This window comes from uncultured Agrobacterium sp., from assembly GCF_913777885.1.
Lineage (GTDB): Bacteria > Pseudomonadota > Alphaproteobacteria > Rhizobiales > Rhizobiaceae > Agrobacterium.
In genome coordinates this window covers 1-12032 of sequence record NZ_CAJYTV010000011.1, presented here as the reverse complement: position 1 = coordinate 12032, position 12032 = coordinate 1, and the positions used below count along the sequence as shown (strand labels likewise).

Sequence of the window (12032 nt, the reverse complement as noted above, 5' to 3'; positions counted from 1 at the left end):
ATGACCGTGCCACGCGACAATTTGCAACTCGATGAAAGACTAAACTTTCTTGGCCTAGACAAAGAACAGAGACAATATCTTGCGGGCCTAAAGTCTACCATCACAGGCACACTCAGCGATTCCCTCGATACATTCTACAAAAAAGCCAAAGCTGTTCCCGATACGGCGAAGTTCTTTTCCAGCGAAGCACATATTCAGCACGCTAAAAGTATGCAGATCGGACACTGGACGCGCATCGCCTCTGGCGTATTCGATTCAGATTACACCAAAGCTGTGGGCGCTATCGGCCGTACCCATGCGCGCCTGGGTCTGGAGCCGCGCTGGTACATTGGCGGTTATGCCCTCATTCTTGAAGGCATCATCAAAGCCATCGTGGAGTCCGAACTGAAGGGCTTTCTCGTCGAAAAGAAAGGCAAGAAAGTTACCAAGGGCATCAGTGCGACGATCAAGGCCGCGTTGCTTGACATGGACTACTCGATTTCCGTTTATCTCGACGTGCTTGCTGATGAGCGTGCAAAGGTTGAGGCAGAACAGAAACGCATGAAGGAAGAGCAGGACCACATTCTGTCGCTGCTGAACAGCGCGCTCGATCGGATGGCGCAAGGCGATCTGACTTCGCGTATCGACGGTGTGGTGCCGTCGGAGTTCGGTGGATTGAAGGAGAACTTCAACAAAGCTCTCGGCCGTCTTTCCGAAGCCTTTACCGAAATCGTCGACGAGTCGCACAAGATCGCCAACAACACCCGCGAATTGACATCGGCGACCGACGATATGGCGCGACGCACCGAGCAACAGGCTGCATCGCTCGAAGAGACCGCTGCAGCGATCGATCAGATCACCAACATTTCGAAACAATCCGCGACACGGACCGAGCAAGCACAAGCGATCGTCAAGAGCTCCGCAGAAGAAGCAGAACGATCACGCCACGTGGTCAGCGAAGCTGTCGAAGCCATGAGCGCAATCGAGGGGTCGTCACAGAAGATTACCCAGATCATCAGCGTCATCGACGAGATTTCTTTCCAGACCAACCTGCTGGCGCTGAATGCGGGCGTTGAAGCAGCACGTGCCGGAGAGGCTGGCAAAGGCTTCGCCGTCGTCGCGCAAGAGGTACGGGAACTGGCTCAGCGTTCGGCTTCCGCAGCAAAGGAAATCCGCAGCCTGATCGACAAGTCGTCGCAGGACGTGGCGCATGGCGTATCGCTGGTAAACCGTACTGGCGAAGCGTTGAACTCCATCGGTGAGAAGGTCGACGATATTCATGAGCATATCGGCGCAATCACTCAAGCGGTGCGTGAGCAGGCTGTCGGCATCCAGGAAATCAACACGGCTATCACCAGCATGGATCAACTGACCCAGCAAAATGCTGCCATGGTAGAAGAAACCAATGCATCGACCCATGGGTTGAGCGACATCAGCAACAGCTTGGCCGACCTGATCTCTCGTTTCAACGTGGCAAAGACTGTGCCCCATCAGAAGCACTATCGCGCCGCTTAGCGAACTGGCTGGGCTTCAGCAAGGCCCAGCCTTCGCCAGCCGAGCACCATATGCTTGACGCGAGGTTTTAAACTTCTGCCTCGCTTTGCGAGCGTGGCCGGACCGACGACGCCATTGGCGCTGACAATCCTTAATCGACGTCCGGGTCGTAGTCGCGGGGCTCATCACCCTTGGTGAATAGCACACAGGGACCACGCGAACCGCGCGGATCATAGGCAAAGCCCTTCAGCGCCAGAGCCTGCATGATATCACGCACGCCCGAGAGGCCATAGAGGTGATCGTGTAGCTCGACGAAAATCCGCTCGACGCCAGCCAGGGTGGCGTCATTCAGCAAATCGCGCTCAGCACCCTCGATGTCCATGACCAGCACATTGATGCAATGACGGTCAATGAACTCGTCAATATTCTCCGAACCGATTTCTATTCGATGCTCATAGGGGCCCTGATTTTCATCCATGGATGACATCCACAGGTCGCGCCGAACATAGAATGTGTGGCTCTCAGGCTCCCCCGCAGTCAGAAGGCCCTGGGAAAACCGGACATTGTTTGCACAATTGGCCTCAAGAACACGTTCGGCCAGGCGAGCGGTGGAGGGATTGGCCTCGAAAGCCCAGACGGAAACGCCCGGGATACGGGCAATAACCGAGGTAATGACACCTATACCCGAACCAAGTTCCAGGACACGGTCTCCATCCCTGATCGCTCGCGCAACGCTTCGGGCTTCCTTCGCCTCGTAGCTGCCGTCTTTCAGCGCCTGCCAGATAATCGGCGACACCTCATCGGGAGACAATGGCAGCAGGACACCATGTACCTTAAAAGCTTCCACGTTGTGTCCTTTCAAATTACATCTGCGTCGCGGCAAGCCGCATGTCCCGGTTTCAAGCGCTGGCGATCTGCTACATCGGCCGTCATTCCCGGGAATGCTTCGGCTCCGAGCGAGTGATCCTTACCACGCTATCGGAAAATCAACGTGCGTTTCGGCACCAATTGAAAAAGCATTTACGCATAAACGCCAAGGTCCGCAAGCTTGACGACTGGCATCGGCTTGCCGACGAGATAGCCTTGGACTTGATCGCACCCAAGTTGGCGCATGACGGCATATTGCTGCTCTGTCTCGACGCCCTCGGCGATCATCGTCATGCCCAGTTTGCGACCAAGACCTACGACAAACTCGACAATGGCCAGCGCCTGCTTGTCGGTGACGATATCACCCAGGAAAGATTGATCGATCTTGAGCTTTGCGAAGGGAACGTGGCGCAGGTTGCTCAGCGAAGAATAGCCCGTTCCGAAATCGTCCATGGCCATCGTGATCCCAACGGTTTTGAGACTATCGAGGATGGCGAGCGTCTGGTCGCTGTTGCCAAGAAGAACAGATTCCGTGATTTCCAATTCCAGGCGTCCGGGGGAAAGGTTGCTTCTTTCCAGCGCACCTACAACGTTCTGAATGAGATTAGCGCTGTGAAGCTGAACAGGGGAAAGGTTGATGGCAATCTTGATATCCGGACGCCACCGCACGGCTTCTTTACAGGCAGTCTCCAGGACCCATTTACCGAGCGTGTTGATGAAACCTGTTCTTTCTGCAATGGGAATGAATTCGCTTGGAGGGACTTGTCCGCGCACCGGATGCGTCCAGCGCAGAAGCGCTTCAAAGCCACAAATATCCCGGCTCTGCGTGGAAACCTGCGGCTGATAGAACACTTCCATCTCGTTATTCAGCAGCGAGGATTGAAGGTCCGCTTCGAAAGAGCGCTTCTCGGAGAGCTGGCTCTGCATATAGTCTCTATAAACCGCAATCTTCCCCGCTCCCTGCCGTTTGGCGTCATAAAGGGAGAGGTCGGCATGTTTCAGCAAATCGTCTGCATCGACCTTTTCTTGTGAGATGGCAATGCCAACGCAGGTGCCGATCTTTATTTCCATGTCGCCAATATTGTAAGGGCTGGCGATACGCTCAATGAGACATTGAGCAACATCGAGGGCTTCCGCCTCCCCCAAGTTGTCCGTCACCAACGCAAACTCGTCACCGCCAAGCCTGCAGATCAGCTCGTTGCTCTGTCCAAGCGGGACTATACGTGCGGCCACGGCTTTAAGAAGCGCGTCTCCCACGTCGTGACCGAGGGTGTCGTTGATCTCCTTAAAGCCATCGAGATCAAGCAGGAGCAGAGCGACCCTGTCAATACGCGATTCGGGATTAAGCCGACGCACAAGCTCCTTGCGGAAAAGTGTGCGATTTGGGAGGGCCGTCAACGTGTCGTGATGTGCGTCATATTCAAGTCGAAGATTGTTTGACTGCAACTCTAACGTTGCAGTCTGCAATTCTTCGGTCAAAAGGGTCAGTTTTTTCTGCGCACGGTTGAGCAGCTGGTTGTGACGCAGTAGCAACACGATCAGCGCCATACCGCACAGTATGAGCCCTGCAGCGAGCGCCGTGTAGATGATGTGCAGCTTGCGCACCTCGGCGTGTGCCGCATCGATCATCTCGACATCATTTGCTACAGACGCGGCAGCAATAGCAGTGAGTTGCGGAACGAGCCCGCTCATTTCGGGCAGAAGCGCGCGTGCTTCGGCTGGCGACAACTCATCCAGTTGGTTGTCGACCCTCTCCAGTATCTTGTCGAGTTCGCCGACGGCCTGACGCATCTCCGGCTTTGAAGCCATAAAAGCGGTTAAACTTCCCTGCTGAAAAGAGATCATTCTGCCGAGCACGATATCGAGGCGAAGGCGTAATTCTTCCTTGCCGACACCGTCAATTCCGAGGGCATATTCGGCGAGCAGGGTCTCGAACCGGACATATTCCCCTACTGCCTGGCTAACCGCCCAGGAGTCGTTGTATCTCGCAAATTTTTGGAGCGCGTTTTGACGCTCAGCTATCACGTAAGCGATGTAGCCGGTGGCAAGTATGAAGCAGCAAACAACGACTGCCAGCGCCTTTCGCAAATGTCACCTTTATTCGACTATGAGTTTGGCCACTTGCCAAGCGGAGCGCGTGTAGTAAGTCTGCGATTGAAGTTCCGGCGTGCTGTCGTAAGGGTATATGACGAAAAGCGGTCCCTTGTCCCTTACCTGCATATATTCGCCATCGCGCTTCATAGCAAGAATGACGTTGAACGCGGTAAAATCCTTCACAGGAATTGTGCTGACATAATCGTTCAGTGCGACTGCCGTGACTGTCGTTCCCTGCGCTCCGACAAAGTCCATGAGTTTGGCCATTGAGACACCTTCGAAACGGGTGCGCGATTCATACCAAGGCGTCTTGGTTTCCACCGTCACCAATCCCATTTTCTCTAGCATCTCCCGGTCGAATTGCGCCGTGCCGTTGACATTGGTCTTGGTGATCTTCCCCGAAACAATCAGAATCGGCTTGCCCGCCGGCGCAGGGAAATCTTGCGAATATGCGGTTTCCAATGGCAGAAAAAATAACACGCAAAGGATCAAGCGAATGATATTCATGACACACATCCTCCCGGGCTTGCTCTCGGCAGACACGGGCCGCCCGCAGCTCCGCTTCAAGACTAATCTATATTAGAAAATATTAAACTAATGTCTTAAAGTTTCGATCCATTTGCGCAAAGCGAAGCTTTAATATGACGCATGTTAGCCGTCTTTGAGCCACTTAAAAACCTGGAAAAGATTCATCTAAAGCGAGCGTTTACCGAAGGTTCTCCTCAAGCGTTTTCTTTTCAGATTTAGCAACGAAATTCTGCAATTAGCTTTAAGAAACCCGGGAAATGAATAATATCGCGTCAAGACGATAACCCGCACCTAACCTGCACGCACCATCTTAAGTAGAAGTAAGCTTATCTAGCAAAGAGACATAGAATAGATCAATACAGATCTTATCGAATCATCAGTAAGATCTGTTGTATTTCGTTGTGATTACTTGAGAGGAAGCCTCTACTCCGTAGACCGTGATTCAATTCCGCAAACGAAAGCTGTGAAGCCTACGCTCAGGACCGGTGTCACTCCGACCTCCCACAGAATAAAGAGCAAGAATCTACCGGCTTAGTGCTTCAGCCATTTCCTTTGAGCAGCCTGGATTTCTGCCTGTTCCAGTCGCGTTCTTTCTCAGTCTCACGCTTATCGTGAAGTTTTTTACCCTTCGCCAAGGCCAACTCAAGCTTTGCCCTGCCCTTGTCATTGAAGTAGATCTTCAGCGGAACAAGCGTCATACCTTCGCGATTGATGCCAGCGCGCAGACGATTGATCTCCCGCTTGTTGAGCAGCAATTTGCGACGTCGGCGCGGCTCATGATTGAAGCGGTTCGCCTGAAGATACTCGGGTAGATGCGAGTTGATCAGCCATATCTCGTCGCCTTCGTCGGACGCATAGGATTCAGCAATATTGGCCTTACCGTCGCGCAATGACTTCACCTCGGTGCCAGTCAGCACGATTCCCGCCTCGTAGGTGTCGAGGATTTCATAATTGAAGCGTGCCTTGCGGTTTTCGGCTACAACCTTGTTGACGATGCGCTGGCTGCCTTTGGGGGCCATATCCTATTCCATTTCCATCTGTCCGCACATGAGGGGACGCGCGACTTTCAGCGCTTATGTAATCAATGCAAGCGAGAAAGTGAAGATGCGCGGCGGGCGCGCATCTCTGCATCTACTCGGGTGACGAATTCCGGTTGGAATCAGTTTAAAAGGCCCGCGTGTATGAGTGCTGCATCGATAGCGGCCTCAGTTGCTGGCTCGAGCGTATCCATCAGTGGTGACCGCACCTTTCGGCTACCCTTGCGCGTGCGGGAAATCGCATATTTGGTGCCACAGACGCCAGGCTCCATGAAGATGGCCTTGTGGAGCGGCATCAGGCGATCCTGATAATCGAGCGCAAGTGCATAGTCTCCTGCAGCCATCGCAGCCTGAAATTCCGCACAGAGACGCGGTGCGACATTCGCGGTGACGGAAATGCAGCCAACGCCGCCATGAGCGTTGAAGCCCAGTGCCGTACCGTCTTCACCCGACAACTGAACAAAGTCCTTACCGCAGTGAATGCGCTGCTCGGAGACACGGTCGAGCTTGCCAGTAGCATCTTTGACGCCGACGATATTCTTGTGCGCCTTGACGAGTGCGCCCATCGTCTCCGGCATCATATCGATGACCGATCGAGGCGGAATATTGTAGATGATGATCGGCAGGCTCACCGCTTCTGCAACCGCGGAAAAATGTGCAAACAAACCCTTCTGCGTGGGCTTGTTATAATATGGCGTCACCACGAGAAGAGCGTCAGCTCCAACTTCCTGTGCGTGGAGTGCCAACTCGATCGCTTCGCTGGTGTTGTTGGAACCTGCGCCAGCAATGACCGGGACCCGCTTGCCCGCAGCCTCTACGCACAGCTCGATGACCCGTTTATGCTCGTCATGCGACAGGGTTGGCGATTCCCCTGTCGTACCGACGGGCACGAGGCCGCTGCTGCCTTCGGCAATCTGCCACTCCACATGGGCGGCAAAAGCCGTTTCGTCCACCTCGCCTTGCTCAGTGAACGGCGTAATCAGGGCGGGAATAGATCCCTTGAACATGCAAAACTCCTTGCGGTGAGCCAGTTCATGCTTCAGCCGCATTCCGTGGTTAAAACGGTTGTCACATTAGTGTGGACCCTGTCGGCCCACAAGCGTTTAAGCTCGGCTTTCGTCCTGGACACGCAAATAGTTTGGCGCTCCCCGCGCGGGACCCGCTTAAGGGACGGTAATCGACTTGCGAACGGCGACTTCAGCCGGATGTTACCGAAATTGATCGAATGCGCGCCTTTCGATTAGAGTTTCGTTAAGGCTAACGATCACTAATGGAAGCGAGGCGACAGCGCTCACATTCGCGCTGCACACAGGCTACTAGCAATCGCTGGATCGCCTTCCCTCAAGGTTTTCGCCGTTCGTTTTGGTTGTCGTTGGGCTGGTGAGTAAGGGATGAAGAAAACAGCACTTTTGGGCTTGGTGGCGACAGGGATAGCTGCGACTATATGGAGCGCGTGGGCTGGGCCTGCCCGGGACGATATCGTGCCGCTGCCTTTCGCCCGACCCAACACGCCAGCCGTTCCGGCGTTCATGCCTGCATCGCCGGAAGTAACGGGGTCCATCGTCCGCCCGCAAAAACCTATCGACGTCTCAAGGTTGAAAGTTGGTCTCGACGCTCTTTCAAACAGGGATGCAAAAGGGGCGATCGCCGTCCGTGACAGCCTCGTCGAAGACAGTCTCGACCGCCACATCTTGACTTGGGCAATCGCCATATCCGGGCAGAAGGACGTATCATCCACTGAGATTGCCGGGGCGCTCAAGGAGCTCAACGGTTGGCCGGGCCTCTCGACGCTGAGGGCGAATTCGGAACGTGCTGTCCTGCGGGAAGACCTCCCCCCCGCACGCGTAGTTGCGATGTTCAGCACGTCGCGACCGGAAACGCCGGAGGGAACAATTGCGCTTGCACATGCCCTGACCTCTTCCGGAAACACCGCCCGCGCTCAGCAACTCATCCGCCAATTGTGGGTGACTGAGGGCATGGACACCGATCTGGAAGATCGCGTGATGGCCGAGTTTGCCGGTCTGCTTTCGCCTGCCGATCACAAGGCGCGGATGGATTACCTGATGTATCGCAGTCGCGTCAGCCAAGCCCAACGATTCGGCGATCTCGGCAGCGCGCAATCGCTTTACAAGGCTTGGGCCGCGGTTCTTCAACGCACAAAAAATGCGCCCGGGCTCCTGAACGCAGTTGGGTCCGCCTGGAGAAACGACCCTGTTTATCTTTTTGCTCAGATTGAAAACCTGAGACATCAACAAAAGTATGCGGACGCAGCAAAGCTTCTAGAGCGGGCACCCAAAGAGAGCAGCAAACTCGTCAATCCAGGCGAATGGTGGAATGAACGCCGAATCGTTGCCCGCGGCTTGGCAGATCTTGGTGATTTCCATGGCGCGTATCGTGTCGCTGCCAATCATTCGGCAACCTCACCCGTAGACGTGGCGGATGCAGAGTTCCATGCGGGCTGGTACGCGCTTCGCGCCCTGCATGAGCCGTCCTTGGCATCAAAACATTTCAATGCCCTTCTCGCCGCCTCCAACCGGCCGCTTTCCGCCTCCCGCGCCTATTACTGGCTCGGACGTGCGGCAGAAGCTGGCGCGCCCGGCAGTGCCCGCGACTATTTCGCCAAAGCCGCCTCCCATCCCGGAACGTTCTATGGACAACTCGCTGCCGCGCGTATCGGGGTCACGACGCTCAACGTCACCTATCCATCACCTACAGATGAAGACCGGACTAGGTTTGCCGAACGCGAAGCAGTACGCGCTATTGAGCGCCTTGAGGCCGCCGGGTATAGCTGGCGTGCGGACGGCATATACCGTGCATTGGCGGATCAGATCGACAGTCCTGGTGAGCTGGCGATCCTGGCGACACGCGCCGAACGGAACAACAACCACCAGGTATCGCTACAGATTGGCAAGACCGCCTTCAGCCGAGGTATAGACGCAGCTGCCCTCGCCTATCCGATTGGTGTTATTCCCCTCAGTGCGAACATATCCGGCTCCGGCAAAGCGCTTGCGTACGCCATCGCCAGACAGGAAAGCGCCTTTAATCCTTCTGCCGTCTCGCCCGCCAATGCACGCGGCCTTCTACAGCTGCTTCCGGGAACGGCAAAGGGCGTCGCAAGCCGTCACGGTATGGCCTACACACAAGCAAAGCTGACCACTGACGCGGGATACAATGCGACGCTGGGCGCTCACTATCTTGGCGAACAGATTGACAGCTTCGGCGGTTCCTACATCCTGACCTTCATCGCCTACAATGCCGGACCGAAACGGGTGCCTGAATGGATCGCTCGATACGGCGACCCAAGGGGTAAGTCCATTGACGAGGTTGTAGACTGGATAGAGCGAATTCCCTTTCCCGAAACGCGCAACTACGTTCAGAGGGTTATGGAAAACTACCAGGTGTATAAGACCAGACTTGGTCAACAGGCGGATATTGTCAGCGATCTGCGGAACGGTCGCGCCGGTTGAGTCAGGTGGTTCGCTGTTTTCCAAGCCTACCACTATCGGTTCGAGCTTTTGTTCCGCCCATCGCTGCCGTAACACCGGCGCTGGTCACGCTAGTGTTGTGTAGAAGTTGCCGTGGCTCGCAACCCGCTTCACGCCGTTGCGAGCAAGTTTTTAGAAGTCACGCTGCAAACGAACAAAGCCCGACCAGAACTCCGGACGATTATCCTCGTCATAGTAGTTGGCAGTGATCTTGGCCGCGAAATCTTCCGTGAACTTGTAATCGACCGTCAGACCGGCCGTCCAAGCATCATTGCTGGACCAATTGGCATTGATGATATCGAAGGACGCATCTTTCCTGGCTACATTACCCAGCCACTGCACACCTGGCGTGAGCGTCAGTCTGTCCGTAGCCTTATACGCATATTCGGCAACGACGGCCCATTCGGAGAGTGCGTAATAAGCGTTTACACCCGACGCATAGACACCGGCAAAACTGAATGAGCCCGGCCCCACATCTACAGAGCCGATCAAACGTAGCGCACCATCTTCGCGATCAGTATCATAGCCCCCAATGAGCGAAAGGCTTGCGGAGCCGAATTTGCCTGCGAGGCTACCGGCAATACCGACGTTGTTATTGCCCTCACGTGCCGAATCTCCAACAAAGGCAACGCCCTCGAGCTCATCTACGGAGGCTGCTGCGGAGAATGCGCCGGTGTCATAGGTATAGCGGATCGAATTGAAAAGCGTGTTGGAAGAAAGAAGATCCGTCTCGCCAGAGAGATCGTCATCCCACCAGCTATAGAACTTACCAATCTTCAGGCCGGCAACTTCAATGAAGGCCTGATCAACGAACACACCGGAGCCCAGGTTGCCGGACGTTCCGGCCGTCGCACCACCCACGCCGGAGTCTGCATTGCCACGGAAGCCGATAAAGCCACGCAGGGCGCCAAGCTCGGTGTCGGAGCGTAAATCGGCCTCGAACTGAGCGCGGGTGAAACTATTCCAATCGGAAGAGCCGGAAAGATTGGGACCAAAGTCTGTCTCAAACCGGATGTAGCCACCGAACTTCATGCATGTCTCGGTTCCCGGAATATAGAAAAAGCCTTTTCCAAAAGCGTCACAGACTCGAACATAATCCAGGGGCTCAGCCTCGGCTGCAACGATGGCATCGGCGGCATTGGCGCCTGACACCGTTGCAAGTACCGCAGCGGCGCCAAATAAAACGCTTCTGATATGCATGTCGTTCTCCAATCGGACTCGGATAACAGCGGACAATCGCGCTCGTGCGCCGCTCCGTCACGGCGATTAGAGACAAAGAAAAGTTAGCGGGCAATGGACATGAATTAATTTGGAGACCTTACGATTATCTTCCTCTCACAGTGTGACATCGCCAACACAAAAAACAACCGCGTTGACGTCCTCATCAAACGCGCTGCGGCCTCAGCAACTAGAGCCGGAGATAAAGAAAGAAAAAACCCGGCTCGAAAGCCGGGTTCTCAAAAACTTTTAACCTCAAATCAGATGAGATTAGAACGAACGCTGAAGGCGAACAAAACCGGTCCAGAAGTCAGGACGGTTGTCTTCGTCGTAGTAGTTGGCCGTAACCTTGGTAGCAAGGCCTTCGGTGATCTTGTAATCAACCGTCACACCAGCTGTCCAGGCATCGCGGTTGGACCAATCGTTGGATACGATGGCAGTCGAGCCGCTGAATGCACCTGTGGAGTCGAGCAGAGCAACGCGGTCAGCGACGTTACCGAGGTACTGCGCACCGGGCGTGATCGTGAGGCGGTCAGTTGCCTTGATCGCGTATTCAGCAGCAACAGCCCATTCAGACAGCGCGTAGTAAGCGTTGGTGCCGGAAGCCCATACGCCAGCCAGTCCGAGCGTGCCGGGACCGACATCAGCGGTTGCGATCAGACGAACAGCGCCTTCTTCCTGGTCGGTGTCATAACCACCAATTAACTGGAGCGTTGCGCCGCCGAGCTTTGCACCGACGCCAGCGGAGATACCGACATTGTTGTCTGCTTCAGCGCGAACATTAAACGTCTGCACGCCGCCTACAACTGGACCGAGGCCAGTGATTGTGCGGAACTGATCGTTCGTGCCCTGTAGTTCGTCAACCGAGATACCGGCCCAGAAGGAGCCAGCGTCGTAGGTGTAACGAATAGAGTTGAACAATGTGTTGGAAGAAAGGAGATCGGTTTCGCCAGAGAGATCGTCATCCCACCAGTTGTAGAACTTACCGACCTTCAGGCCGCCGAGCTCAATGAAGGCCTGGTCAACGAAAACAGACGACGAAGCCGACGAGCCATTTTCAGCGTTGCCGCGGAAACCAATGAAGCCACGGAGCGTACCTAGCTCGGTATCGGTCTTGGTGTCTACTTCGAACTGGGCGCGTGTGAACGAATTCCAGTCAGATGTACCGGAAAGATCACGACCGAAGTCGGTCTGAAAACGAATGTAACCGCCGAACTTGAGGCAGGTTTCGGTGCCAGGAATGTAGAAGAAGCCAGTGCCGAAAGCGTCGCAAACGCGAACGTATTCCAGGGGCTCAGGCTCAGCAGCGACGATAGCGTCAGCGGCCTTT

The 12032-nt window shown here is 55.0% G+C and carries 9 protein-coding genes; 2 read left to right on the top strand and 7 right to left on the bottom strand.

The features are described 5' to 3' along the window. Positions 1-1494 (top strand): methyl-accepting chemotaxis protein, encoded by a 1494-nt coding sequence (locus QZ869_RS08540; RefSeq protein ID WP_296100889.1) that lies wholly within the window; start codon positions 1-3, stop codon positions 1492-1494. A gap of 130 nt (positions 1495-1624) precedes the next feature. Here QZ869_RS08540 and QZ869_RS08535 read toward each other — a convergent pair whose 3' ends face one another. The 5 genes from QZ869_RS08535 to dapA all read right to left on the bottom strand — a co-directional run bounded on the left by QZ869_RS08535 (position 1625) and on the right by dapA (position 7006). Then, complete coding sequence (locus QZ869_RS08535) at positions 1625-2320, bottom strand: FkbM family methyltransferase (protein ID WP_296104008.1); 696 nt, start codon at positions 2318-2320, stop codon at positions 1625-1627. Positions 2321-2493: 173 nt separating this feature from the next. Continuing rightward, entirely contained in the window at positions 2494-4428 is a 1935-nt protein-coding gene (locus tag QZ869_RS08530; RefSeq protein WP_296104006.1) for an EAL domain-containing protein, read from the bottom strand. 9 nt (positions 4429-4437) lie between these two features. Further along, positions 4438-4941, bottom strand: coding sequence for an oxidoreductase (locus tag QZ869_RS08525; protein ID WP_296039937.1), 504 nt, complete (start codon positions 4939-4941; stop codon positions 4438-4440). Positions 4942-5501: 560 nt separating this feature from the next. Continuing rightward, a complete protein-coding gene (gene smpB / locus QZ869_RS08520) occupies positions 5502-5981 on the bottom strand; it encodes an SsrA-binding protein SmpB (protein ID WP_296019557.1) in 480 nt (159 codons plus the stop codon). 140 nt (positions 5982-6121) lie between these two features. Beyond that, positions 6122-7006 (bottom strand): 4-hydroxy-tetrahydrodipicolinate synthase, encoded by an 885-nt coding sequence (dapA, locus tag QZ869_RS08515; RefSeq protein WP_296100882.1) that lies wholly within the window; start codon positions 7004-7006, stop codon positions 6122-6124. 384 nt (positions 7007-7390) lie between these two features. Here dapA and QZ869_RS08510 point away from each other — a divergent pair, with 384 nt between their 5' ends. Further along, entirely contained in the window at positions 7391-9466 is a 2076-nt protein-coding gene (locus QZ869_RS08510; RefSeq protein ID WP_296104003.1) for a lytic transglycosylase domain-containing protein, read from the top strand. A gap of 150 nt (positions 9467-9616) precedes the next feature. Here the strand turns inward: QZ869_RS08510 and QZ869_RS08505 are convergent, their stop codons facing one another. Then, positions 9617-10684 (bottom strand): porin, encoded by a 1068-nt coding sequence (locus QZ869_RS08505; RefSeq protein WP_296104002.1) that lies wholly within the window; start codon positions 10682-10684, stop codon positions 9617-9619. Between the two features lie 288 nt (positions 10685-10972). Beyond that, positions 10973-12032 (bottom strand): porin (locus QZ869_RS08500; RefSeq protein ID WP_296103999.1); only part of this gene is annotated, 1060 nt, incomplete at its 5' end.

What these genes read in the sequence shown, in the direction of transcription:
- QZ869_RS08540 (WP_296100889.1), top strand. Translation starts at nt 1, where the DNA reads ATGACCGTGCCACGCGACAATTTGCAACTCGATGAAAGACTAAACTTT.
- QZ869_RS08525 (WP_296039937.1), bottom strand. Translation starts at nt 4,941, where the DNA reads ATGAATATCATTCGCTTGATCCTTTGCGTGTTATTTTTTCTGCCATTG.
- smpB (WP_296019557.1), bottom strand. Translation starts at nt 5,981, where the DNA reads ATGGCCCCCAAAGGCAGCCAGCGCATCGTCAACAAGGTTGTAGCCGAA.
- dapA (WP_296100882.1), bottom strand. Translation starts at nt 7,006, where the DNA reads ATGTTCAAGGGATCTATTCCCGCCCTGATTACGCCGTTCACTGAGCAA.
- QZ869_RS08510 (WP_296104003.1), top strand. Translation starts at nt 7,391, where the DNA reads ATGAAGAAAACAGCACTTTTGGGCTTGGTGGCGACAGGGATAGCTGCG.
- QZ869_RS08505 (WP_296104002.1), bottom strand. Translation starts at nt 10,684, where the DNA reads ATGCATATCAGAAGCGTTTTATTTGGCGCCGCTGCGGTACTTGCAACG.